The sequence below is a fragment of the Actinoallomurus liliacearum genome, assembly GCF_039542035.1.
GTDB lineage: Bacteria > Actinomycetota > Actinomycetes > Streptosporangiales > Streptosporangiaceae > Actinoallomurus > Actinoallomurus liliacearum.
This window is the reverse complement of record NZ_BAABHJ010000005.1, coordinates 142,748-167,196: the sequence shown is the minus strand read 5'-3', so window position 1 is coordinate 167,196 and position 24,449 is coordinate 142,748. Positions and strand designations below refer to the sequence as shown.

Below are 24,449 nucleotides of genomic sequence, written 5' to 3'. Positions count from 1 at the left end.
CTCCGCCGGCCGCAGTCTGGCGGCATGACGACGGAGACTCATCGGAGCGCCGCGCGGCTGGGGCCGCGCGGCCGGCTCATCCTCATCACGCTGTGCGGCGCGACGTTCATGACCGGGCTGGACTACTCGATCATCACGGTGGCGCTGCCGGAGATCGGCCGGGATCTGGGCTTTTCCAGCGCGTCGGCGCTGCAGTGGGTGGCCACCGCGTGCCTGCTGCCGACGGCCGCGTTGATGCCGCTGTTCGGGCGGGCGTCCGACATGATCGGCAGGCGCCGGCTGTTCATCGCCGGTGTGGTGACCTTCACCGTGTTCTCGCTGCTGGCCGGGTCGGCGCCCGGCCCGGGGCTGCTGGTCGCGGCGCGCGTCGGGCAGGGCGTCGCGGCGGCCATGATCGGCCCGACGGCGCTGGCGCTGATGACCGCCGCGTTCCCCGAGGGGCCGCAGCGCACCAGGGCCCTCGGGGTCAACGGCGCCCTGCTGTCGCTGGGGTTCGTCATCGGGACGATCGGCGGTGGGCTGATCACCAGCGGGCTGAACTGGCGCTGGACCATGCTCATGCTGTTCGGCATCGGCCTGCTGGTCCTGCTCGGCGCGATCACCGTGGTTCGTGAGCCGGCCGGCCGCGGCCGGACCAGGCTGGACGTCCCCGGCGCGATCCTGGCGAGCGGCGGGCTGTTCGCCCTGGTCTACGGCATCTCCACGGGTGACCGGGCGGGCTGGGGCAGCGCGCCGACCCTCGGGACGCTGCTGGCCGCCGCGGCCCTCCTCGGCGCGTTCCTGGTCGTCGAGGCCCGGCACGCGGCCCCGCTCATCCCCCTGCGCCTCCTGCGCCGTACGACCGTGAAGTGGGGCATGACGGTCGCCCTCGTCACCTTCGGGATGTGCGGCGGTGCGACCCTGCTGCTCAGCATCTACATGCAGGACGTCCTGGGGTACTCGCCGCTGGAGACCGGACTCGGCTTCCTCGGCGAGGGCGTCGCGGCACTGCTCGCCGGAACCCTCGCGGCCCGGCTGATCGGCGCACGGGGAACGGTGACGACCATCGTGACCGGCCTGGCCGTGCAGGCGCTGGGCACCGCCGCGATGGTGTTCCTGCCCGCTCAGGGCGGCCCGGTCCTCCTGCTGGCCACCTCGGCCACGATGGGCTTCGGGCACGTCCTGACGGTGGTGGCCGCCATCGCGACGATCACTTCCGGCCTGGACGAGGCCGACCAGGGCGTCGCCGGCAGCCTGGCCCAGATGCCCACCTTCATCGGCGCCGTGGGCGTGGCCGGGCTCACCGCGATCGTCGCCGCCCGTACCGAGGCGCTCGCCCCGACCACCACCGAGGCACTGGCCACTCTGGGCGGACTGCACACCGCCTTCCTGGTGGCCGGTGGGGTCGCGCTGCTCGGCGCCGTCGCCGGCGGAGTCCTGCTCCGCCGGGCGAACACCGGCCGAGCGGCCGAGCGCTCCACCGGCCGGCCGGCCGAGCGTTCCCTGGCCGCCTGACCGGCCCCTGGGCGGGCCGGTGCCCCGGCCCGGCGCGGACGATGCCGTGCCGGGCCGGGGCGCGTCGCGGTCTACCCGGTGGTGGCGGTGACCAGTTCGGCGAGCCGCCGCAACCGTTCCGCCGACGGCGAGCCCGCCTCGGCCTGGAAGATCGTGACCCCCTGGCCCTCGTCGTCGGGGGTTCGCAGGAGTTCGGCGGTGAGGGTCATGACGCCCACGTCCGGGTGCCGGTAGTCACGCGAGATGGACGCGCAGTTGCTCACCGGGTGCTCGGTCCACATGGCGCGGAACTCCGGGCTCAGCGTCAGCAGCTCCTCGATCAGCGCGGTCAGCCCCTCATCCCCGGGGAACCTGCTCAGCGTCCCTTCGAGATAGGCGATGTCGTCGCGTGCCTTCTGCTCCCAGTCGACGTACAGCCCCCGGGAGAACTCCGGCTCGAGGAAGTCGACGCGGACGAAGTTCGGCTTCTCCGCGCCGTCGAAGGCCCAGTGCGGAGCCAGCAGGGCGTGCGCCAACCGGTTCCAGGCCAGAATGTCGCCCCGCCTGCCCACCGCGATGGCGGGCGCCTCGGTGAACGAGTCCACCATCAGCCTGATGCCGGGGCGCAGTTGCTCCGGCCGTACCTTCTCCCGGGTCCGCGCGACCCGCGCCAGCCGGTGCAGGTGGGCCACCTCGTCGTCGTCCAGCCGCAGGACGCGGGCGACGGCGTCCAGGACCTCGTCGGAGACGTTCGGGCTCTGCCCCTGCTCCAGCCGCGTGTAATAGCCGACGCTGACCCCGGCCAGCGGCGCCAGCTCCTCTCTGCGCAAGCCGGCCACCCGACGATGCCTGACCCCCGCGCTCAAGCCCACGTCCTCGGGCCGGAGCCGGGCCCGTCGGGATCGAAGAAACTCACCGAGCGCAGAACCGGGATACATGCCGAGAAGACTGCCAGGTCGAGGTACTCGCGCAAAGCCGCCGACGGGATCAGGGGTGCTGGAAGGTCACCTCCGGGTTCGCCGGTGAGGGCCCGTCGAGCAGGGGCTGCCGGATGCCCTTGAGGTGCAGGTCGAAGAAGGCGCCGACGTAGGCTCGGGTGATCTCCTCCGCGCGCTGCGGGGAGATCCCGGCTCCGGGCCTCCCCACCCACGCGGACAGGATGGGCAGGTCGGTGAAGGTGCCGTGGTCGGATCCGGCGACGGTCAGCCAGCGTTTCCAGCCGTTCAGGCTGTTCCACGCCTGCCCCCAGGTGTCGTCGATGCCCGGGGCCTCGTGCTCGGCGCCGAACATCAGGAAGGGCCGGTGGGCCAGGCCGTCGGCCGGGACCGGCGCGTAGAAGGTGCCGTCCATGTTCACCCCGGCGTGGACCCGGTGGTCGGTGGCCATGGTCGTGGCGGTGGCGTCGCCGCCGATCGAGTGCCCGGCCATGCCGATGTGCCGGGGGTCGATCAGGCGGGCGTGGCGCCATGCCGAGTGCCGGGCGGTCAGCCGGTCGAGCACGAAGGAGACGTCCTCGGCCCGGCTCCGGGCGATGGCCGGAGGGCCGCCCGCGGGGGGCTTGTCGCAGATGGCGCAGGCGAGGGTACGCCCGTCGGGGAAGGTCGTGCCGGAGTTCTCGTAGGTGTGGTCGACCAGCGCGACGACGTAGCCGCGGCCGGCCAGCTGCTCGGCGAGACCGGTGAGGGTGGCGCGCGGGAGCGTGAGTCCGGGCGAGAGCACCACCAGGGGGAACCTGCCCGGTGCCGGGCGCGCGGCGGTGTGCGCCCAGGTGCGGGTGGCGCTGAGCAGGGCGGGTGGGACGTCGACGCCCGGAGCCTTCTCCTGCAGGAACAGCCGGGCCTCGTCGACGGTCATGTACGGGGCCGGTCCGCCGGTGCCGGGCCGGGCGGGGTAGTACATCGACACCATCAGCTGCCGTGGCCCCGCCGCCGGCACCCAGGGATCGGTGCGGTGCCGATCGACGAGGTGCAGGATGTCGCGGCCGACCGCGTACGGGCCCGTCGGGCGGGGCAGTGCCGGCGTCTCGGACGTGCGCGGAGCGGCGGAGCGCGCGGCGCGCGCGGCCGCGACCTGCTGGGCCGGCGAAACGGCGCATGCCGCCGTCGCCGTCGTGAGGCCCAGCAGGGCGGCGATCAGGCCGGGCGCGCGAGTCCGGCCGCGCCGGCCCGTCGTCCGGGACGCATCGGTGTTTCCTGGCTTCATCGGGTTCCTTACGAGGGTGAGAGCGCGCGTCACCGGTGGCACGGGGAGTCCGGTGCCACTGGGCGTGCGCGGGAGGGTGGATGCCGCATCGCACCGGGCGATGCGGCGAACGGGCGTCCGATCAGCCGATCCGGCGTCCGATCAGCCGATCCGGCGGCGGACCAGCCGGACGGTGGCCAGGCCCAGCAGGAGGATGAGCAGGCCCATCCAGCCGGCCTCGATGAACTGGAACGTCCAGAACCGGCCGGCGGGGTGGTAGGTGGTCACGATGGTGTAGTGCCGGGCCAGGAGCCAGTCCCGGTACGAGACCGAGGACCGAGGGTCGCCGGACATCGGGAGCTGCGCCAGATACTTCATGTACAGGAGGTGGCTGTCGGAGGTGTCGAGCAGGTGCCCGCTCGGATCCACGTACGCTCTGCCGATCACCCAGTCACGCGGGCCGGTTCGGCCGGCCGTGACGAGGGGTGTCATGTAGTACTGGCGCAGCTTGAAGACGAGCGCCATGATGAGGCCGGACGAGCCGAGGAAGACCGCTCCGACCGCGACCAGGGTGCGGCGGGTCAGCGCGCCGGCGAACACCCCGGCCGTGAACGCCAGCAGCGTCTGGACCGGAAAGACGACTCCCCCGAGCTCGAAGCCGAGGTAGTCGTTGAAGCCGAACCGCATGACGTGGTCCAGGGGCGCGTTGTACCAGGTGTACAGGGCGCCGTAGGCCTCCGCCACCGCGGCCAGCACGACGGCGATCAGGAGCAGCTTCGTCAGCAGCCAGCGGGTGCGCCCGGCCCCCTGGGTCCAGGCGAACCGGTAGGTGCCCGTCTCCAGCTCCCGCGCGATCAGCGGCCCCCCGAAGAACGCGCCGAACGCCGCGGGCAGCAGCAGCAGGAACAAGAACGGCAGTTGCTGCGGGTACCAGCCGAACAGCTCCATGCGGAGCTGTTCGCAGCGGCCGCCGGCGAAGGAGGCGCACCCGCCCAGCCCGAGCCGGTGGTAGGTCGAACGGGCCCGCAGGCCACCGGCCACCATCAGCGCGGCGAAGCCGGCCAGCATCGCCAGCAGACCGTAGAGGGCGAACCGGTGCTGGCGCCAGGTCACCCATACGAGACCGAGCCGTGGGAGCGGCCTGCGGTGAGCCGGAAGCGGGGAGGCGGTCGTCATCGGCAGCCCACCTGTTCACCGCGTACGGGTTTCGGGCCGTCGAGCGCCGAGGCCGAAGGCTCGCGCATGTAGGCCAGCACCAGTTCCTCCAGCCCCACCGGCTGCCGCTGCCAGCCCGGCGGCGCGGCGACCGGATCGGTGCTGCGGATCAGCAGGTGCGCCTGCGCGAAGGCACGCCGGTCCCGGACGACCGGGAAGCGCTCGGCGACGGCATCGGCCTGATCGGCCGGCCCGGTCAGCACGTGATGCCCGGCGACCAGGTCCTCGGCCTCGCCGGACACCTGAACGCGGCCGCCGTGCACGACGACCACGTAGTCGCAGACCCGCTCCAGCTCCGCGACCACGTGCGAGGAGAACACCACCGAGACGCCGTCCTCCGCCACGGCGGCCATCAACGCCGCCGTGAAGTCGTGCCGCGCCACCGGGTCCAGCGCGGCCAACGGCTCGTCCAGGATCAGCAGCTCCGGGCGTTTGGCGAGAGCCAGGGTGAGCGCCACCTGGGACCGCTGACCGCCCGACAGCGCGCCGACCTTCTTGCCCGGCGGAATGCCCAGCTCCGCCAGTCGGTCACGAGCGCGCTCGCCGTCCCAGCGCCGGTTCAGGTTGCGTCCCACCCGCAGCATGTCGGCGACGGACAGGTTGCGGTAGAGCGCCGCCTCCTGGGCCACGAAGGCGACGGCGTCCAGCGCGGCGTCCGACCCCGCGGCCCTGCCACCCGCCACCCGCACCTGTCCCGTCGTCGGCGTGGCCAGCCCGACCGCCAGGCTCAGCAGCGTCGTCTTCCCCGCGCCGTTCGGGCCGACCAGCCCGACCACGTGCCCGGCCGGGATCGCCAGTGAGCAGTCCCGCAGCGCCCACGTACGGCCGTAGCGCTTGCCGAGTCCCGACGCCTCGATCGCGGTGCTCACGCGACCACTCCCGCGCGGCCGCCGTCTTCCTCATCCGTCCGGCTTTCACTGCTCTGCCGCAGCTCGTGCAGTGCCGCCGTGAACAGGGCGCTCATCCCGGCCTCGTCGAGCCCGGCCTCGCTCGCGGTGCGCATCCACGCGAGCATGCTCTTCTGCAGAGCCGCCTGTTCGCGCAGGCCCACCCGGTCCAGGGTGCTCTCGACGAACGTGCCGAGTCCCCGCCGTCCGGCCACCAGACCACGGTGCTCCAGCTCCCGGTAGGCCTTCAGCACCGTGTTCGGGTTAATGGCCAGCCCGGCGACGACGTCCTTGACCCTCGGCAGCTGATCACCCTGTTGGAGATATCCCAGCCGCAGCGCCTGCTCCACCTGGTGGACCAGTTGGAGATAGGTCGGCACCCCCGAACCCGGATCGAGCCGGAACTCGATCGGTGACGGCGAGGCGTCTTTATCTACATCCATAGTTATTGAGTTAAATGGCTTTGATCCCTCCCTGTCAACCACCCGGCCTCGACGCCGTGGACCGACGAGCATCGCCACCGTGCCATCGGCGTCTCCGCAGGGGGTCATCGGGTCGTCATCGGCTCAGGATGCTCAGCCAATCGCGCAGCAGCGCCGCTTCGGCGGCTCTGAATCCGGCGTCTACGACGGGGTCGGCACCGCGGCCATCACCGACGGCGGCCAGCAGCGCCTGAGCCCGGTCGGCGATCCTCGTTCGAACGTCGGCCGCCGGTTCGGTGCTGACGATCGAGTCGATGACGGTGTCACGCAGCCCGGTGAGCGGGGTCGGGTCGCGCTCGTCCTCGGGCTGCGCCAGCAACAGCAGCACGGCACCGGTCGTCGACGCCTCAATGGCCCGCGCGGCCGTCTCGACCGGAACGCGGAGCCGGCCCTGCTCGCGGGCCCGCTCGAGTAGACGGCGCAGGATCTCGCCGTTCTCCTGGGCGGCGGCCGGGCGGCGACCCGGGCGCAGGTTGCCGTACATCAGGGCGTAGTACGCGGGATTGCGGAGCCCGAACTCGACGTGGATGTTCCAGCCGCGCCGGATGTCCTCGATCGCGTCCTCGCTCGGTTCCAGTCCCCGCTTCTCGGCCAGGTAGCTCTCGAATACGTAGCTGCCGAGGGCGTCGAGCAGGCCGTCCTTGTCCCCGAACAAGCGATACAACGCAGGTGTCTGCACCCCGGCGGCGGTCGCGACCGCCCGCGTCGAGATGCCGGCCGGACCGTGCTCGGTCAACAGCTTGGCCGCCGCCTCCAGGATCGCCTCCTGCTGCTGGTCGCGTCGTTCCACACCCGTCTCGGACGAGCCAAGGTCGCTGCGCATGTGTCGATGGTAACAAGATTCTGTTGCCATTGACACTGACAACGATACGCATTTACCGTTGACGATGTCACCACGATGCCCGGCTCGTTACCGATCGCTAGGAGATCTCATGACCCCATCCATCTCGACCGTCCGACTCGGCTCCGACGGCCCCGTCGTCGGCGCGCAGGGGCTGGGCTGCATGGGGATGAGCGAGTTCTACGGCGACACCGACGACGACTCGGCCCGCCAGACCCTCGACGCCGCCCTGTCCACCGGTGTCACCTTGTTCGACACCGCCGACATGTACGGCCAGGGCGACAACGAGCGTTTCCTCGCACCATTCGTCCGCGCCCACCGAGACGACATCGTCATCGCCACCAAGTTCGGCAGCGTCCGCGCCGCCGACGGGTCGACGTCGATCAGCAACGATCCCGCCTACATCCGCCGTGCCGTCGACGCCAGCCTGACGCGGCTCGGCATCGAGGTCATCGACCTCTACTACATGCACCGCCGCGACCCGGCCGTCGCGCTGGCCGACTCCATCGGAACGATGGCCGACCTCGTCCGGGCCGGCAAGGTCCGCCACCTCGGCCTGTCCGAGGTCACCGGCGACGAGCTGCGCGAAGCCCACGCCCACCACCCGATCAGCGCGGTGCAATCGGAGTGGTCGCTGTTCACCCGCGACATCGAACGCAGGCTCGTACCTGCCGCCGCCGAACTCGGCGTCGGCGTGGTCGCCTACTCCCCCCTCGGTCGCGGCTTCCTCACCGGCGCCCTGCCGAGCGAGTTCACCGCCGGCGACGTCCGCTCCCGATTTCCCCGCTTCACCGGCGAGAACGCCCAGCGCAACACGGCACTCCTGCACCCCATCACCACGATCGCCGCCGGCCGCGGCGCCACCCCCGCACAGGTCGCGTTGGCCTGGCTGCACCAGCGACGCGCCGTCCACGACCTCACCGTCGTGCCGATCCCCGGCACCCGGCGCCCGAACCGCCTGCAAGAGAACCTCGCCGCGCTCGAACTCACCCTCACCGCCGACGAACTCGCGCGACTCGAACCCATCGCCGCCCAGGTCACCGGGGACCGATACCCCGACATGACCGAGACATCCAACGCCCGCGAAACCTGACCGACCGACTACCCCCACGACCCACCACGAAGACCGAGAACGGAACAACGATCATGTCCAGCATCACCGTCGGCATCGCCTACACCTCCGGCTACGGCCACACCCGCGAACTGGCGAACGCCGTCGCCCAGGGAGCCGCATCAGTACCCGGCACACTCGTCGAAATGATCGACGTCGCCGCCATCACCGACGACGACTGGCGCACCCTCGACCGGTGCGACGCGATCATCTTCGGCAGCCCGACCTACATGGGCAGCGCCTCCGGCGCCTTCCACGCCTTCGCCGAAGGCACCTCCGGCCGATGGATGACCCGCGCCTGGCAGGACAAAATCGCCGCCGGATTCACCAACTCCGGCTCCATGAGCGGCGACAAACTGCACACCCTGCAGTACTTCTCGATGCTCGCCGCCCAACACGGCATGCACTGGATCAGCCTCGGCCTGCTGCCCGGCTGGAACACCACCACCGCCAGCGAACACGACCACAACCGACTCGGGTTCTACCTCGGCGCCGGCGCCCAGACCTGGAACGACCAAGGCCCCGAAGCCGTCCACGGCGCCGACCTGTCCACCGCCCGCCACCTCGGCCGGCGAGTGGCCACCCACACCAGCCGGTTCGCCGACGCCCTCGACCTCACCGCCATTCCCGGCACCACGGCCGGCTGACCTCACGGGTCTCCGTTCGTCAGGACGTGAGGTCGAGGACGAACCGGTACCTGACGTCGCCGGCGGCCAGCCGGTCCAGTGCCGCGTCGACCTCGGCGACGGGCAGTACCTCGACTGTCGCGGTCACGTCGTGGGCGGCGCAGAAGTCGAGCATCTCCCGGGTGTCGGTGATGCCGCCGCTGCCCGCGCCCGCCAGCCGTTTGCGCCCGAACCGCAGGGTTTGAGGGGTGAAGGACAGCTCCGGCACGATGCCGAGCGTGCACAGGGTCCGATCGAAGCGGAGCGCCGTCAGGTAGGGCGAGAGGTCGTGCGCGCGGGGCACGGTGTCGAGGATGAAGTCGAATCTCCCGCGCTGCCCGGCCATGGCCTCGGCGTCGGTCGACACCACCACGTCGTCGGCGCCGAGGTCCAGCATGTCCTTCGCCTTGCCGGGGGAGGTGGTGAAGCCCACGACCTCGGCGCCGAGCGCCTTGGCCAGCTTCACGGCCAGGTGCCCGAGCCCGCCGAGGCCGATGACGCCGACCGTCTGCCCCGGGCCGACCTGCCACCGCCTGAGCGGCACCCAGGTGGTGATCCCCGCACACATCAGCGGCGCGGTCCCGGCAGGGTCGAGCCCCTCGGGACGCCGGTGAACGAACGCCTGGTCGGCCACGTACTCGTCGCTGAACCCGCCCTGGGTGAGGGACCCGTCGTGCCGGTCGCGCCCCCCATAGGTCAGGGTCGGGAACTCCGCGCAGAACTCCTGATCACCGTTGCGGCAGGCCTCGCACACCCCGCACGAATCGACGATGTTCCCCACACAGACCGGATCGCCGACCCGGAAGCCGGTGACCGCACCGCCGACGGCCACCACCTCACCCACGATCTCGTGGCCCGGCACCAACGGAAAGATGTCCGGCCGCTCGTGGCCCGGTTGGGGCCGCACGGCCTCCAGGTCGGTGAAGCACACCCCCGCGTGCGTCGAGTGAGCGCGGACTACTACGTGCGCCTGGAGCAGGGACGCGGCCACCGCCCCTCGGAGAGCGTCCTGGAGTCGCTGGCCCGGGCGCTGCGACTGGACGAGGAACTGACGAAGCATCTGTACGCCCTCGCCCGCCCGGCACCGACCGCCACGCGCACCCGGGAGCGGGTGTCGGACACCGTGCAGGAGCTACTGGACGCCTGGACGACGACCCCGGCCACGGTGACCAGCCGCCGGATGAACGTCGTCGGATCGAACGCCCTGGCGTGCGAGCTGGCCCCCTGCTACGTGCCCGGGACGAACCTGCTGCGCGCGGTGTTCCTGGACCCCGGGACACGGGAGACACATGTGGACTGGGACGCGGCGGCGTCTGACGCGGTCGCCAACTTCCGGGCCCGGATCGGAACCGAGCGGGACGACCCCGAGCTGACGGAGCTCATCGGCGAACTCTCGCTGCACAGCCAGGAGTTCCGGGAACTGTGGGCCCGTCACGACGTCCGCACCACCACGGCGGGCGCGAAGAGCTTCCGACACCCGGAGCTGGGCGTGATCAGCCTCCGCTTCCACGCGATGCCGCTGGAGGACGGCCAGGTGCTCACCGTCCTCCACGCCCGACCGGGCTCACCGGACGAGCAGTCCCTGGCCCTGCTCACCACGATGACCGCGACCCGGCGCCGCAGTCACTGATGCCGTCGTAGGGTCAGTCGGCGGAGTGCAGGGCGCTGCCGGCGAGCCACCGGTTCCAGGAGGTCGTCCAGTACTTCCAGTCGTCGGCGAACGGCTCGTCGGCGAACGGGCGCGTCGTCCCGGTCACGTCCACGATGTCGCCGCGCTGGGAGATGTCGTAGAAGTACCTGGCGCCTTCGGGGGTCGTGCGGACGCAGCCGTGGCTCTCGTTCTGCCTGCCGAGGTACTGGTACTCCCCGACGCTCTGGTGCACGTACTCCCCGCCCACGGTGATGCGCACCGCCAGGTTGACCTTCTCCTGGTAGTCGTCACAGCCGGGCTGGCCGTGGCAGGTCGCCGTCATGGTCACGACCTTGGCCTTCTCCCTCGTGAGATGGATGCCGTTGGTCGTGATGGTGGAGCGCAGGTCGCCCTTCCCGGTGCTGATCTTGAATTTGTGCACCGTGCCGTCGTGGTTCACCGTCATGTAGTGGGTCTTGGCGTTCGCCACGGTGACGTTGGAGTCGCCGATGCTGAAGGACCGGGAGACGTCACGGACCCCGTACGTGTCGCGGGCGGCCCGTACACCGGCCAGGTGCGCGGTGAAGAAGATCTTCTGGTGGGCGTGCCAGTACTTCCTCGTCCGGTACACCACTCGCCGGTCCGTGACCCAGCTCCAGGCGCCTTCGTCGCCCTTGTCACTCTTGACCTCCAACGCCTTCTCGACATTCGCCCGGTTGGCGACCGGGCCGGTGAAGTCGACGATGATCGGCATTCCGACGCCGACCTTCTCCCCGGGCATCGGCGTCACGTCCGCGATCCCGACGGTCTGCTTCGCCGTGGCCGTACGGAACGCACCGGTGACCGTGGTGACCTTGCCCTTGAGGTTCTTCGCCGTGGCGGTGACCTTGTAGGACGTGCCGGGCTTGAGGGTCCAGTTGGTCTTCCAGGAGGTGTGGTCGGCGTTGAAAGCGCCGGCGACGCCGGTGACCGTCTCCAGCGTGCCGCCGGACGCGGTGACCGTGACGCCCTGGTCCGGGCGGACGTCGTTGCCCGTGGCGCTGATCCGTACCGTCGCCTCCGGCGCGGCGGTGCCGTTACGGCCGTTGGTGTCGGCCGTGCCGACCGAACAACCCGCCACGGCGACGAGGGTCACCGCCGCGGCCAGATGGGTGAGCTTCATTCGAGGGGGCTCCAGGATGTCCTACGGATTCCGGCGGAAGGTCGGGCGGTCGACGTCAGGCACGCCGGTACCTGACCTCGCTGTCCGTCAGATGCTTGGAGAGGTATTCGGGTTCGCGGAAAACCCGGCATTCCGGCCGCGTGATCGAAACGTCACCTCGCACGCGCGCAGCGGTGCGTCACCAGGCGACGGGCAACGCGTGCAGCCCGAAGAGACCGGCGTCGTAGGCGAAGGGGAGTTCGTCCAGCGGTGTCGCCAGGCGCAGCGTCGGTATCCGGGCCAGGAGGGTGCCGTAGGCGATCTCCAGCTCGGCGCGGGCGAGGTTGTGGCCGACGCACTGGTGCACCCCGTGGCCGAAGGCGAGGTGGTGGTGCGCGGACCGGCGGATGTCGAACTCGTCGGGATTCTCGAACGCCCGCTCGTCACGGTTGGCGGACGCGGCGAGCACCGTCAGGCGGTCACCGGCGCGGATCCGCACTCCGCCGATCTCGAGGTCGTCCGCCGCCGCCCGGTCGAAGCTCACCCAGTCCTGCACCGAGTGGAACCGCAACAGCTCATCGGTCGCGCCCGGCAGCAGACCCGGATCGGCGCGCAACGCCGCGAGCTGCTCCGGATGCGCCAGCAGCGTCACCGCGCCCAGCGCGATCGTGTTCGCCGGTGACTCGTAGCCCGCGAGCAGCAGCAGGAAGCCGACGTTGATCAGAGCGTCGACGGTCAGCTCGCCGGTCGGCAGGTACCGGGCGGCCAGCCGTCCGATGAGGCCGTCCTGCGGCTCGCGCTCGGCGCGGCCGATGAGTTCGCGCAGGTGGTCGCGGAGGTCACGGGACGCCTCGGGCGCTCGTGCGTCGATGTCCATCACGCTCAGCATCCGGAGCCGGGACTCGAAGAACCCGTGGTCGCCGGCCGGGACGCCGAGGAGCTCGCAGATGACGCGCGCCGGGACCGGGCGCGCGAACGACTCGACGAGGTCGGCGGGCGACCCGGTCGCCAGCATCTCGTCGATCGCCGTGTCGACGAGATGCTGGATGCGCGGCCGCATGGCGGCCACCGGGCGGGCGCCCAGCTCCGACAGCAGCATCTGCCGGTACCGGCTGTGCTCCGGCGGGTCCATGTCGACGAAGAAGCCGTCGTCGGGGCGGTCGTCGTCGGGTCCGCGTGGCCGCTCGGGGCGTCCGGTGTTCGAGCTGATCCCCGGGTGGCTGAGGATCTGCCGCGCCTCGGCGTGGCGGGTTACCGCCCAGACCGGCGCGCCGTTCGGCAGGGTCGCGCGGACGATCGGCGCGCTCGCGCGCATCCGCGCGTACGCGGCCGGCGGAGCGAACGGGCAGGTCCGCGCCATCGGGAAGGTCGGCGTCGCGGTCTCGTCGTGCTCGGCAGTGCTCATCGCAGTCCCCCTCGGCGCCCGCCTCAGCATGCAACCGCAATGTGGATCATGTCCAGAGCGCGATCTCGAACCTTTGGGCGACGCGCCGGGCACTTCATTTTCGCGCGTGAGCCGCTGGGAACATCTATAGTCCAACGCATGTCGGAGGATCGGGAAGCCTGGGACACCCTGCTCGAAGCCGGATTCCTGCACGCGCTGCGCGAGGCCCACACGGAGGCCACGCTGGCCGTGTTCGGCGCGATGAGCCGGGCCGCCGGGTTCAAGGAGCGGTCGTTCGGCACCGGCGCCTTCGACGTGCTGGAGACCCAGCTCGACCGGGTGTTCCACCTGGGTGACTTCGCCCCGGACCCGGCCGAGGGCGACGAGGACCCGCTCGCGGCGATGGTGACCCGCCACGACCTCAACGGCTCGCCCGGCTGGCGGTACGGCCGCTACCGGATCCTGCTCAAGCGGCACCGGTTCGGTGCGGTCCGCGCCATCCGCTGGGACCGGGAGAGCTTCACCAAGCAGGTGGTCGCGCGCCAGGAGTTCCCCGACGACCCGCAGCTCAGCCTCGACTTCGGGCTCGGTCCCGTACGCGACACGGACGACGTCGTGACGCTCGTGCTCGCGCACAGCGCGACCGAGGAGCCGCTGGAGATGGAGCTGTTCGTCGGCCGTCCCCGGCTGAACGCCGACGGCGGCCCGGCCTGGCACTGGCTCCGCCAGTTGACCGATGACACGCTCGGCGCCGATCGACGGCGTAGGCTCGTGCCCTCCACGCTGCCCCTGTGGGCCGACGACGAGGCCGATGTTCCGCTGCGGCTGCACGGTCGGCGCGCGGGCGGCGCAGAAACGAGCATCGAAACGGCACAGTGAACGACCACACCACCGACGGGCGTGCCGAGCAGGCCGCGCGGCGGCTAGCCGAGGCGCGGCTGCTGTTCGACGCCGACCGGCTGACGCTCGCGCGCCGGCTGCGCGGCATGCGCAAGAACCAGCTGGCCCAGGCCGTCGGCACCACGCCGACCGCCATCGGCCAGTACGAGGCCGGCGTGCACCGGCCGTCGGAGAAGACGCTGTCCCGGCTGGCGTTCGCGCTGGGCGTGCCGGTCGAGTTCTTCCGCGCCGGGCGCGGCCCTGTCTCCCTGGACACCGCGCACTTCCGGTCGCTGCGGTCCACGACGCAGATCGAACGCGACCAGGCGCTCGCCCACGGCCGGATCGCGGCGGACATCGTGACCGCCCTGGAAGAGCTCGTCGAGCTGCCGCGCGCGGAGCTGCCCGAACGGCCGGTGTCGCCGGAGGAGATCGCGGGACGCGGGCCGGTGGAGGCCGCCCGGCTGGCACGCGAGGCCATGGTCGGCGACGCGGAACCCATCCCGCACCTCGTGCGGCTGCTCGAGAAGCACGGCGTGATCGTGCTGATCCTGCCCCCGTCGACCGAGCGGGTCGACGCGTTCAGCATCGGCGCCCACCCGCGCCCGATGGTGCTGTTCAACCCGGCCAAGGGCGACTACTGGCGCAACCGCTTCGACGGCGCGCACGAGCTCGGCCACCTCGTCATGCACGCCGACGCGGAGCCCGGCAGCAAGATCATCGAGGACCAGGCGCACCGGTTCGCCGCCGAGTTCCTGATGCCCGAGGCGGCCATCGCCGACCAGCTCCCGAGCGCCGCCGACTGGGCGTACCTCGCCGAGCTGAAGTCGACCTGGGGCGTCAGCATCGCCGCCCTGCTCTACCGTGCGCGGACCCTCGGGATCATGAAGGAGAGCACGTACCGCAACGCGATGAGCGTGATGAGCGCGCGCGGCTGGCGGCGCAACGAGCCGGGCCCGGCCAAGCCTCTCGAACGCCCCACGATGCTCACCCGGGCCGTCGAGTTGGTCGCCGACTCCGGCACCGGCCGCGACGAGCTGGCCGACCGGGCCGGCGTCACCCGCGCCGACCTGGACCTGCTGGTCCCGAGCCGCCGCGTGCCCGCGGTCGGCTGACCCGACCCCCCTTACAGGAGGCACGGTGTTCCGGCCGTTGATCCCCCTCATGGCGCTCGCCTGCGCCGTCGGCCTCGCGGCCTGTAAGTCCACGGCCGAACCGAAGCCCCGGAGCGCGACCTCCTCCGCCCCGGCCGCGCCGTCACAGCCCTGCGCGTCGGCGTCGGACTTCGTCAAGGCGATCGCCGTCGGCGGCTCGACCGGGATGCGGGTCGACGGGCGGATCACCTGCGACCACGGCTGGGCGGCCGCCTACATGAAGCAGAGCGCCGGGCTCACCGACCCGGTCTGGGCCGTGCTCCGGAGCACGGGCGGCCACTGGCGCCTGGTCACCTACGGCACCGACGGCCTGTGCGACAACCCCGCCATGCGCACCGCCCCGGCGTCGATCAAGAAGGCCCTCGGCCCGTACTGCTGACGCGACACGAGCCCCGGCCGGGCGGTGGGACTCAGCCGCAGACCGCGCGGTAGTAGTCGAGCCGCTCTTCCAGCACGTATCCGGCCAGGCCGTTCTTGGTCACCACCCCGTAGTAGCGGTACGGCCGGTCGGGGTTCCCCGGACCGTCGTCACGGGTGAACAGGTCGCCCGGCCACACGGTCCCGACGACGGCGCCGTGCGCGTCCACGACGTTGCCCCGCTGGACGACCCGATACTGCGGACGCTGCCGGCAGCCGCCCGGTCGCGCCGCCGAGTGAGTGGCCGACGGCCGGTCGTCCCCGGTGACGGCCATGATGACGGCGACGGCCGCCGCGCCCGCGACCAGCGCCGTGAGGGCGACCACCGCGAGCAGCCGGCCACGTCCGCGCCGTACGGGTCCGGCCGGGGCGGCTTCCCCCTCCGCCGCACCGGCCTCCAGGAACTCCCGGTCGCCGTCGCCCGACGTCGGAGAGTCGGAACCTCGGTCACCGTCGGCCGACGTCGGAGAGTCGGAACCTCGGTCGCCGGTGCCCGCCGCGCGGGCGGCCAGCGCCGCCGCGCGCAGGTCCTCCAGGCGCGCCCGTTCGTCGGCGGAGACGCCGGCGAGTTCGCAGAGCCGGTCCAGCACGTCCGCCGGGATCGGCGTCTGGGCGTTGAGGTACCGCGAGAGTGAGGAGTCCGAGACGTTGAGGTCCTTCCCGAGCCGGGCGAGCGTCGATCCGACGCGCTCGTACAGCAGGCGGACCTGCTCCGTGAACCGCCGGACCGGTTCGGGCAGCTCCGCCGGCAGCGGCTGAAGAGGCTTGCGGCGCTCCGCCACGTCGTCTCCTGTCCCGTTGTCGTCCCGTCCTCGACGATCGGCCTGGTCAGCGACGCGGGATATCCCGCCCGTCCCGTCATCGGCCGAATCGTGGCGACCCCGCGCGTCCGGAGCGCAGGATCGATCTTGCCCGCTGCGTCCGGAGCAGTCGGGCGGAAGTCCGAGAACCCGCCGTCCGCTTGCGGACAGCGCACCCCCTGGAGGAACACCGGGAATGGCTTCGAAGAAGACCCAGCGCCGTGGCGTCACCGTCGCGGCCGTCTCACTGGCGAGCGCGGCGCTGCTGATCGGTGGCGCCGGCGGCGCGGAGGCGGCACAGGCCCCGACCAATCCGGCGCCGCTCAAGAAGAGCTGCACCCTGTGGTTCAACTACACGCCGCACCGCGCGATGGACAAGACCCCCGGACACTCCGTCACGGTGGCGAAGGGCAACGGCCGGACCGTCAACTACCGCTACAACTGGGACGCCCACTACGCGGTCGTCTCCACGTGGGGCTCGGGCGCGGTCTGGGGCTTCATGAACCGGTCCTGCCTCGGCAAGCCCGAGCACGCGGTCGGTGGACGGCTCACCGAGCACCTGTCCAGCGGCGTCGCCAAGCACACCCGGTACCTGTGCGGGCAGCAGACCCTGTACGTGCGGGACCACCAGCAGCGGGTCATCGGGCGGCTGTACCACGGCGACCGGTTCACGCAGTACGGCAAGACCCGGAAGATGAAGAAGGACAACGGCCGGATCGCGGTCGGGTACGCCTACGGGCAGGTCCACAAGGCCGGACGCGTCTACGCCAAGTACCTGTCCACGAAGCCCTGCGGCACCGCCACCGCCGCGCCCGCCACCGCCGCGACCGCGGCACCGGCACCGGCACCGGCGTCCGCCGCCGTCTCCGGCGCGAACCTCCCGGCGTCGCACGCGGTCGCGGCCAGTTGCCAGTACAAGGTGACCTGGCCGGTCGCCGGCGTGTACGAGCAGCCGAGCAACGCCTCGACGCTGCTGAAGGACAAGCGCGCCGGCGACGTCGTCGGCGGGTACTGCGACTGGACGTACTACAACACCACCGAAGGCAACACCTACCTGGCCGTGGCCACCGACAGCGCGGCGGACGGCATCGGCTGGATGCGCCGCGACGCGCTCGTGAAGCTCTGACCGAACCAGGCACGCCGGCGCCGGGAGCGGGACACGACGGTCCCGCCCCCGGTGCCAGGCGCTTTCGCCACCGATGGCCTCACCAGGAGCAGCGAACCGACCGCTTGCAGGACCGAGGCACTCAAGGCCCGTGATCACGGGCGCTGGCCGCCCCGGCGCCGGACCCGGTGAACGTAAGTGGTCAGCTCGCCGATCCCCCTGCCTCTCCCGCATGACGGGCAGGGTGAATCCCTGTGTTGCATGCCGACCGCGGTCAGGTCTCATGGCTGAATCCCGGCGCGCCGACGCGCCGGGGGCGGGCACTGTGGCCCGCGCCCGGCGCGTCGGCGGGTTGCGTCGGCGGGTCGGCCGCGGTTACTGGCGGGAGCCGATGGCGTCGGCGGGGCGGGCCGCGAGGGCGAGGCGGGCGGGGAGGACCGTCGCGAGCAGCGCGAGCACGGCGGCAGTGCCGATGACGGCCAGGTACGTGACCGGCGGGACGTACGGCGCGGCGGACCCGATCATCCCGGCGCCGAAGGCCGCCAGGGTCACGAGGGTGACGGCCGTGCCGAGGACCACGGCCGTCGCGACGACCGTCAGGGTCTCCCAGCGGAGCATCCGCATGACCTGCCGGCGGGTGGTGCCGACCAGCCGCAGCAGGGCGAGCTCGCGGGCGCGGTCGGCGGTGGCCATGGCGAGGGTGTTCACGACCGCGATGGCGGTGAAGGCGATGATCAGGCCCATGGCGACGTAGTTCACCTCGGCCCCGGCGGCGGCCTTGTCCTCCGACAGCGTGGCCTGGTCGAGGACGGTGACGCCCGGGAAGGACCGGACGGCCGACCGCAGGGCCTCCGCCCGGGCCGGGCCGGCGACCAGCACCGTGTCGGCGCGAGGGTCGTCGACGTGCGCGACGAGCAGGTCGTGGGCGACGGTCAGGTCGCCGAAGCCGAGGCCGCGGCCGTACACCGCGACGACCCGAGGCGCGAACGGCGTGCCGTCGCCGAGCGTCATGCGGACCGTGCCGCCGACGCCCACGCCGAGCCGGTCGGCGGCGGTGCTGCTGACGGCGATGGTTCCCGCGTCGAGCCCGTTCAGGGAGCCGGAACGTACGTCCAGGTTCATGGTGCGGGAGAGCCCGGCCGGCGTGACGCCCTGGATGCCGTAGTTCTCCAGTCCGACGCGGACGGTGCTGTGCACGACCTCGGTGACCGTGGTGACGCCGTGGGTCCGGCGGAGCGCGGCGGCGGCCGCGGCGGGAACCTTGGGACCGAGGACGTTGTCGGCGACGGTGCCGGCGTCGGCCTGGGCGGTGGCGGCGTGCCCCATGGTCGTCTGGGCGAACAGGATCGTGCCGGTCAGGCCGACCATCAGCGTGAGCGGGGCGATGACCGAGCCGACGATGCGGGAGCGGGTGCGCAGGTTCGCGGCGGCGAGGTGGCCGCCGATCGGCGAGAGCCGCAGCGGCGCGCCCCACAGGGCGGCGGCCGTGCGGGCGACGATCGGGGCGAGGATGGCGACGGCGGTGGTCCAGACGATCGCGGTGAGCATGGTGACCGGGCTGGACGCCGCCTCGGTGTTCAGCGACGACAGGACGAGGGTCAGGACGACGCCGCCGGCGAGGAATGCCAGACCGGCCAGGATTCGGAGGGGCCCGGTGCGCGGGCCGCTCAGTGCGGCCTCGCCGAGGGCCTCCACGGGCCGGATCCGCGCCGACCGGCGGGCGGACAGGCGCGCCGCGGCCCAGGCCGCCACAACGGCGGCCAGCACGGCCGCGAACAGCGGGAACGGGCTGAGCACCAGGTCCAGGGTCGGCGGCAGGGCGCCGAGGGCGCGGAACCGGTCGCGCAGCCACAGGCCCAGGAGCGGCCCGGCGGCCGCGCCGAGTGCGCCGGCGCCGACGCTGACGATGAGCGCCTCCCGGCCGATCATCTGGCGGATCTGGCGCGGCGTGGCGGCCACGGCGCGCAGCAGCGCGATCTCCCGCTGCCGCTGCTGGATGGACAGCGCGAACGTGCCGGCGACCACGAGGATCGCGACGAGCAGCGCCGTGCCGCCGAGCGCGCCGCCCATGCTGATCAGCTTGATCCGTGCCTTCTCCGCGTCCCAGAACTCGGTCCGGCCGCGGTCGCCGCCGGTGTGCACGGTCGCGGACGTGCCCTGGACGGCCGAGGCGACCCGCTCCGCGACCGCGGACGCCCCGGACGCACCCGACGCGGGGAAGACGCCGATCGCGCTGACCGAGCCCGGCCGCCCGGCGAGGCGTCGCGCCTCCTCGGTCGAGAAGAAGATCGCGGTCTGGTGCGGGAGCGCCTCGCGGGTCACGCCGACGACCCGGTACGCGCCGGTCGAGGCCGGCGAGGAGACCGGCACCCGCGAGCCGACGCGCAGGTGCGCGGTACGCGCGGTGGCGGCGTCGACGACCACCTCACCCGCCGCCGATGGCGCCCGGCCGGCCGCGAGGGTGAACGGGGTCAGCGCCGCCGACTCCCAGCCGTGCCCCCACGAGCTCCCCGGCGCGGCGCCCGGCACCTCGGCCGGGAAGGTCACCTCGGTGACCACCGTGCGCACGCCCGGCACGGCACGGACCCGGTCCACCGTCGAGGCGGGCAGCCAGGCCCGCTCGGCGAGCGCCTTGGCCTTGTGCTTGACCTTGCCCTTCTTCACCTTGTCCTGGTGGACGTACTGGTCGCCGGTGACGAGGACGGGCGCGCCGGCGTACCGCTCGGGGGCGATCGTGCCGCGCAGCCCCGTCTCCAGGAGGATGCCGCAGGCGCAGACGAGGGCCGCCGCGCAGAACAGCGCGAGGAACGCCCCGGCGAACCCGGCCTTGCGGTGCCGCAGGGTGTTCAGGACCAGACCGATCATCGGTTCCACGCTCCCAGTCGCGTCATGCGGGCGGCGACCTTGTCGCTCGTCGGGGCGTCCATCGCGTCGGCGATGCGGCCGTCGGCGAGGAACAGCACCGTGTCGGCGTACGACGCGGCCACCGGGTCGTGGGTGACCATGACGACGGTCTGGCCCATCCCGTCGACCGTCTCGCGCAGCAGGGCGAGCACCTCCCGCGCGGTCATCGTGTCCAGCGCACCGGTCGGCTCGTCGCCGAAGACGACCTCGGGCCGGGTCACGAGGGCGCGGGCGATCGCGACCCGCTGCTGCTGGCCGCCGGACAACTGGGCCGGCCGGTGGCCCACGCGCTCGGCCAGCCCGACGCGCGTGACGATCTCCTTCAGCCACCCGCGGTCCACGCGGGTCCGGGACAGCCGCAACGGGAGGGTGATGTTCTGCTCGACCGTCAGCGACGGCACGAGGTTGAACGCCTGGAACACGAACCCGACCTTCCGGCGGCGCAGCTCCGTCAGCCGCGTCTCGTTCATCCCGGACAGTTCGGTGTCGCCGAGCCGTACGGTGCCGGACGTCGGCGTGTCCAGCCCGGCGGCGCAGTGCAGGAACGTGCTCTTGCCCGAACCGGAGGGTCCCATCACGGCGGTGAACCGGCCGCGCGGGACGCCGGTCGTCACCTCGCGCAGCGCCGCCACCGCGCTCCTGCCCTTGCCGTACACCTTGCTCACGGCGTTCATCACCACGACGTCATCCATGCCGACAAGTCTCGTGAACTGCGGTTTCCCGGGCCAGAGACGTGCTCACGAGCCGACCATGACCTCGTCATGGTCCGGACCGTGACGAGGCCCCTGGTACACATGACCCGTGATCAGAGTGTTGCTGGCCGACGACCACCACGTGGTGCGCGGCGCCCTGGCCGCGTTGCTGTCGCTGGAGCCGGACCTGGAGGTGGTCGCCGAGGTCGACGCGGGCGACCAGGTGCTGCCCGCCGTGCTGCGCCATCGACCGGACGTCGCGGTGCTCGACGTCGACATGCCCGGCGCCGACGGGCTGACCGCCGCGGCCGCCGTGCACGAGCGGCTTCCGGAGTGCCGGACGCTGATCCTCACGGGGCACGGCAAGCCCGGTCACCTGCGCCGGGCGCTCACCGCGCACGCGGGCGGGTTCCTGCTGAAGACCGCGCCGCCCGACGACCTGATCGCGGGGATCCGGAATGTCGCCGCCGGCCGCCGCGTGCTGGACCCGAACCTCGCGCTGACGGCCTGGGACCTCGCCGACAACCCGCTCACCCCGCGCGAGACGGACGTGCTGCGGCTGGCCGCGGAGGGCGCCGAGGCGCCCGAGATCGCCCAGCGGCTGCACCTGTCGGCCGGGACCGTACGCAACTACCTGACCGCCGTCGTCGACAAGCTGAACGCCCGGAACCGCACCGACGCCGTCCGCATCGCCCAAGAGGCGGGCTGGATCTGACCCCGCCACGCGGACGAACGGAAAGCTCGGCCAACGGCCCGGCCGAACGCCGTCCCGGCGTCATTCGCCCCGGTTCGTGATCACCGTCACCCAGCGTTCGGCACGCCGTCGACCACGGTGTCGGGGCGCAGCCGGGCCTGGAGGCGGAAGCCGCCGTCGCCGTCGGCGCGGGCGGTCAGGCTGCCGCCGACGGCGGCCAGCCGGGTCGTGAGGTTGCCGATCCCCGAGCCCGGCGGTTCCCGCCGGGCCCGCGGGTCGAGACCGTCGTTGTCCACCGTGAGGGTCACGAGGCCCGCCTCGTTCGTCGTGACGATGGCGCAGTGCCGGGCGGCGCTGTGCCGCAGCACGTTGGTCACCGCCTCCCGCAGCACCGCGCTCAGCACCGTCGCCGACGGAGCGGGCAGCGGACCGTGGCCGAGGTCGACCCGGGTCTCGACCCCCGCGGCGGTCAGCACCGAGCGCGCGGACTCGGCCTCGATCTCCAGCGACAGCTCCGGCTCCCCGGCGCCGGAGGCGGCGCGCAGGTCCGCCCGGGCCCGCTCGGCCATGGCCACGACCTCGGTCAGCTCGGCCTCGGCGCGTGCCGGATCGGCGCCGGCGAGCCTCCGGGCCAGCTCGCACTTCAGCAGCATCGCGGCGAGGCTGTGCCCGAGCAGGTCGTGCAGGTCGCGGGCGGCGCGGAGGCGTTCCTGCACGGTCGCCGCCCGGGCCAGCTCCGCGCCGGCCGCCCGCAGGTCGCGTACGAGGCGGGCGAGGCGCACCAGGCCGTACACCACGAGGCCCGTGACCAGCACGCTCACCGTGTAGTTGACGATCCGCGCCGGGCCCTGCGACAGCGCGGCGGTCATCGCCCCGGTGGCCGCCATCGCCGCCGCCACGAGCGGCGCGCCGACCCGGATGGGCAGGGCCACGAGGAAGGTGCCCGCGAGGAAGCCGGCGGCGCCGAGCCAGGCGGTGCCGAACCAGAGCACCGGCACGAGGCTGAGCAGCGTCTGACCGGCCAGGACCGCGTACGGATGCCGTGGCGGGGCGTCGGCGGTCCAGCGCAGTTGCAGGACCGCGAGGAGCGCCATCCCGAGCACGGCCACGGGCAGGCCCGCGTCCCAGGGGACGTGCAGGAGGCCCTTGACGCAGAAGCCCGCCACCACCACCGCGAGGAGGGTCACCGACAGGCCGTACGCCGTGGGGTCGGGGACGCTGACGGGACGCGGGGTGGCCGCGATCGTCGCCTCGACGGTGAACCGGCCGTCCGCGCCGAGACCCGTGGTGAGCGTGCCGCCGGCCGCCTCGACCCGCTCGGCGGCCGCGGCGAGGCCCTCCTCGCCGCGCGCCGCGGTGGGCGGGCCGTCGTTGCTCACCCGGAGCCGGACCTGCCCGTCCCGCTCGGCGGTCTCGATGGCGCACCGGGTCGCCGTGCCCTGGCGTACGACCGCGGTGACGGCCTCGCGCAGCACGGTGGCCAGCAGCGCGCCCGCCGAGCCGAGCGGTTCCTCGTGGTCGGTGCGGACCTCCGCCTCGATCCCGGCGGCCGCCAGCAGCGCCCGCGCCGCCGTGGCCTCGGGCGCGAGCGACCTGGAGCGGAAGTCGGCGGCCGCCGCCCGCGCGTCGGCGAGCGAACGGCGGGCCACGCGGAGGACCTCGTCCAGCTCTGCGGGATCGTCGAGGGCGCGGCGGCTCCCGGCCGTGATCGCGTCCAGGCCGCGCCCGATTCCGGTGTTCAGCTCGGTGGCGATGCGGAGGCGCTCCTGCGCGACGGCCGCCATCGTCAGCGCCGGCCGGGCGGCGGCCAGGTCGGCGACCCGGTCGGCCAGCCGTACGAGGCCGTACACGACCAGCGCGCCGAGCACCGGGGTGATCGCGGCGTCGGTCGCGGCGGCCGCGTCCGGGAACCGCAGGACCGCGACGACCACCCCACCGGCGAGCACCGCGGCGGCGGGCAGCGCGTACGAGGCCAGCAGCAGCGGCCCGGCGGCGAACGCGAGGATCCCGACGGACGTGCCGAACACGAGCACGTCGAGGCACGCCAGGAGCGCCTGGGCCGTCGCGAGCGCGACGCCGCGGAACCTCGCCGCGCCGGGCAGCACCCACGCGAGCAGTGACACGAACAGGAGCACGGTGACCACCACCGTGCCGACGGCGCGCGGGGCGTCGCCCGTCCGGAACGGCGCGGCCAGGACGTACACGCAGGCGAAGGCGGCAAGGACGACCGTGACGATCAACCGGGCCAGGCGCGGACCGAGCACGGGCCTGGCGTACGACGAACGCTGGAGGGTCATGGGAGGAAACGGGAGGAGCCGGGTCAGGCTCGTTGCGCTCGCCGGTTCAGGCGTCCGTGCACGAGCCGCGGGTGGAGATGGTCGATCTCGACGCGCCGGCCCTCGGTCACGCAGTAGACGCGGAACCCGCCCGGGCGGCCCTCGGCCTCGGCCTCCCGGTCGATCTCGCCGGAGTCCGTCTTCGCCCGGAACCAGTCGCCCAGGGCGTACTCGTCGGCGAAGAGCGGCGACTCGGCGCGACGCCCCGCGCGGTCGATGTAAAGGACCTGGTAGCCACAGCCGGCCGGCGGGTAGCTCACGTCGTTCCCCTTCCGCCGCACGAGCCGCAGTCCTGCTGCGCGCTGTTCTTGCCGGTGCCCCTGCAGACCGGACAGGTCCTGCCGGTCGGGGGTGCGCTGTGCTTGCCCATCGTGACACCATCCCCCTCGTACGTCATCCGCGGCCCCCGCCGCGGCCCGCCAGTCTTTCATCTTCCGATCACCTGGGAAATCCGGTTT

At 72.7% G+C, this 24,449-nt stretch carries 23 protein-coding genes; 9 read left to right on the top strand and 14 right to left on the bottom strand.

Annotation, left to right across the window (positions count from 1 at the left end):
- Window positions 1-24 precede the first annotated feature (24 nt).
- On the top strand, window positions 25-1,494 hold the full coding sequence (locus ABD978_RS08475) for an MFS transporter (RefSeq protein WP_345351104.1): 1,470 nt from the start codon (window positions 25-27) through the stop codon (window positions 1,492-1,494).
- Window positions 1,495-1,565: 71 nt separating this feature from the next.
- Here ABD978_RS08475 and ABD978_RS08470 read toward each other — a convergent pair whose 3' ends face one another.
- From ABD978_RS08470 to ABD978_RS08445, 6 genes are all read right to left on the bottom strand, one after another.
- Window positions 1,566-2,411: a helix-turn-helix transcriptional regulator gene (locus tag ABD978_RS08470; RefSeq protein WP_345351101.1), complete on the bottom strand. Its 846-nt coding sequence runs from the start codon at window positions 2,409-2,411 to the stop codon at window positions 1,566-1,568.
- Window positions 2,412-2,460: 49 nt separating this feature from the next.
- Window positions 2,461-3,675 carry an alpha/beta hydrolase family protein gene (locus ABD978_RS08465; protein ID WP_345351098.1) on the bottom strand — a complete coding sequence of 405 codons (1,215 nt, stop codon included), beginning with the start codon at window positions 3,673-3,675 and terminating at the stop codon, window positions 2,461-2,463.
- 141 nt (window positions 3,676-3,816) lie between these two features.
- A complete protein-coding gene (locus ABD978_RS08460) occupies window positions 3,817-4,830 on the bottom strand; it encodes a hypothetical protein (protein ID WP_345351095.1) in 1,014 nt (337 codons plus the stop codon).
- Window positions 4,827-5,738, bottom strand: a complete 912-nt coding sequence (locus ABD978_RS08455; RefSeq protein ID WP_345351092.1) for an ABC transporter ATP-binding protein — start codon at window positions 5,736-5,738, stop codon at window positions 4,827-4,829. Before ABD978_RS08455 ends, ABD978_RS08460 begins: the two co-directional genes overlap by 4 nt.
- A complete protein-coding gene (locus ABD978_RS08450; RefSeq protein ID WP_345351089.1) occupies window positions 5,735-6,199 on the bottom strand; it encodes a GntR family transcriptional regulator in 465 nt (154 codons plus the stop codon). The genes ABD978_RS08455 and ABD978_RS08450 overlap by 4 nt, the downstream gene beginning before the upstream one ends.
- Window positions 6,200-6,314: 115 nt before the next feature.
- A complete protein-coding gene (locus tag ABD978_RS08445) occupies window positions 6,315-7,061 on the bottom strand; it encodes a TetR/AcrR family transcriptional regulator (RefSeq protein WP_345351086.1) in 747 nt (248 codons plus the stop codon).
- Window positions 7,062-7,170: 109 nt separating this feature from the next.
- Here ABD978_RS08445 and ABD978_RS08440 point away from each other — a divergent pair, with 109 nt between their 5' ends.
- Entirely contained in the window at window positions 7,171-8,172 is a 1,002-nt protein-coding gene (locus tag ABD978_RS08440; protein WP_345351083.1) for an aldo/keto reductase, read from the top strand.
- 53 nt (window positions 8,173-8,225) lie between these two features.
- Entirely contained in the window at window positions 8,226-8,837 is a 612-nt protein-coding gene (locus tag ABD978_RS08435) for a flavodoxin family protein (protein WP_345351080.1), read from the top strand.
- 19 nt (window positions 8,838-8,856) lie between these two features.
- Here ABD978_RS08435 and ABD978_RS08430 read toward each other — a convergent pair whose 3' ends face one another.
- Complete coding sequence (locus tag ABD978_RS08430) at window positions 8,857-9,786, bottom strand: NAD(P)-dependent alcohol dehydrogenase (RefSeq protein ID WP_345351077.1); 930 nt, start codon at window positions 9,784-9,786, stop codon at window positions 8,857-8,859.
- Between the two features lie 6 nt (window positions 9,787-9,792).
- On the opposite strand from ABD978_RS08430, the gene ABD978_RS08425 reads away from it, so the two are divergent.
- The gene (locus tag ABD978_RS08425) at window positions 9,793-10,485 is read left to right on the top strand and encodes a helix-turn-helix transcriptional regulator (protein WP_345351074.1); all 693 of its coding nucleotides are present in this window, start codon (window positions 9,793-9,795) and stop codon (window positions 10,483-10,485) included.
- 13 nt (window positions 10,486-10,498) lie between these two features.
- Here ABD978_RS08425 and ABD978_RS08420 read toward each other — a convergent pair whose 3' ends face one another.
- On the bottom strand, window positions 10,499-11,647 hold the full coding sequence (locus ABD978_RS08420; protein WP_345351071.1) for a L,D-transpeptidase: 1,149 nt from the start codon (window positions 11,645-11,647) through the stop codon (window positions 10,499-10,501).
- Between the two features lie 178 nt (window positions 11,648-11,825).
- Window positions 11,826-13,031 (bottom strand): cytochrome P450, encoded by a 1,206-nt coding sequence (locus tag ABD978_RS08415; protein WP_345351068.1) that lies wholly within the window; start codon window positions 13,029-13,031, stop codon window positions 11,826-11,828.
- Between the two features lie 138 nt (window positions 13,032-13,169).
- On the opposite strand from ABD978_RS08415, the gene ABD978_RS08410 reads away from it, so the two are divergent.
- The 3 genes from ABD978_RS08410 to ABD978_RS08400 are packed head-to-tail and all read left to right on the top strand — an operon-like array spanning window position 13,170 to window position 15,422.
- On the top strand, window positions 13,170-13,889 hold the full coding sequence (locus ABD978_RS08410; RefSeq protein WP_345351065.1) for a hypothetical protein: 720 nt from the start codon (window positions 13,170-13,172) through the stop codon (window positions 13,887-13,889).
- Complete coding sequence (locus tag ABD978_RS08405) at window positions 13,886-15,004, top strand: XRE family transcriptional regulator (protein WP_345351062.1); 1,119 nt, start codon at window positions 13,886-13,888, stop codon at window positions 15,002-15,004. The genes ABD978_RS08410 and ABD978_RS08405 overlap by 4 nt, the downstream gene beginning before the upstream one ends.
- A 25-nt stretch (window positions 15,005-15,029) precedes the next feature.
- Complete coding sequence (locus tag ABD978_RS08400) at window positions 15,030-15,422, top strand: hypothetical protein (RefSeq protein WP_345351059.1); 393 nt, start codon at window positions 15,030-15,032, stop codon at window positions 15,420-15,422.
- Window positions 15,423-15,453: 31 nt separating this feature from the next.
- On the opposite strand, the gene ABD978_RS08395 is transcribed toward ABD978_RS08400, so the two are convergent.
- Window positions 15,454-16,242: a helix-turn-helix domain-containing protein gene (locus tag ABD978_RS08395; RefSeq protein ID WP_345351056.1), complete on the bottom strand. Its 789-nt coding sequence runs from the start codon at window positions 16,240-16,242 to the stop codon at window positions 15,454-15,456.
- 214 nt (window positions 16,243-16,456) lie between these two features.
- On the opposite strand from ABD978_RS08395, the gene ABD978_RS08390 reads away from it, so the two are divergent.
- The gene (locus ABD978_RS08390) at window positions 16,457-17,386 is read left to right on the top strand and encodes a hypothetical protein (protein WP_345351053.1); all 930 of its coding nucleotides are present in this window, start codon (window positions 16,457-16,459) and stop codon (window positions 17,384-17,386) included.
- Between the two features lie 354 nt (window positions 17,387-17,740).
- Here ABD978_RS08390 and ABD978_RS08385 read toward each other — a convergent pair whose 3' ends face one another.
- Both ABD978_RS08385 and ABD978_RS08380 read right to left on the bottom strand, forming a co-directional pair.
- Window positions 17,741-20,230: an ABC transporter permease gene (locus tag ABD978_RS08385; RefSeq protein WP_345351050.1), complete on the bottom strand. Its 2,490-nt coding sequence runs from the start codon at window positions 20,228-20,230 to the stop codon at window positions 17,741-17,743.
- Window positions 20,227-20,961 (bottom strand): ABC transporter ATP-binding protein, encoded by a 735-nt coding sequence (locus ABD978_RS08380; RefSeq protein ID WP_345351047.1) that lies wholly within the window; start codon window positions 20,959-20,961, stop codon window positions 20,227-20,229. Before ABD978_RS08380 ends, ABD978_RS08385 begins: the two co-directional genes overlap by 4 nt.
- 109 nt (window positions 20,962-21,070) lie before the next feature.
- Between ABD978_RS08380 and ABD978_RS08375 the strand changes: the two genes are divergently transcribed.
- Window positions 21,071-21,676: a response regulator transcription factor gene (locus ABD978_RS08375; RefSeq protein WP_345351044.1), complete on the top strand. Its 606-nt coding sequence runs from the start codon at window positions 21,071-21,073 to the stop codon at window positions 21,674-21,676.
- An 86-nt stretch (window positions 21,677-21,762) separates the two neighbouring features.
- Here ABD978_RS08375 and ABD978_RS08370 read toward each other — a convergent pair whose 3' ends face one another.
- A complete protein-coding gene (locus ABD978_RS08370) occupies window positions 21,763-23,952 on the bottom strand; it encodes a sensor histidine kinase (RefSeq protein WP_345351041.1) in 2,190 nt (729 codons plus the stop codon).
- A gap of 23 nt (window positions 23,953-23,975) precedes the next feature.
- Window positions 23,976-24,422, bottom strand: coding sequence for a hypothetical protein (locus tag ABD978_RS08365; RefSeq protein ID WP_345351038.1), 447 nt, complete (start codon window positions 24,420-24,422; stop codon window positions 23,976-23,978).
- Between the last annotated feature and the right edge of the window lie 27 nt (window positions 24,423-24,449).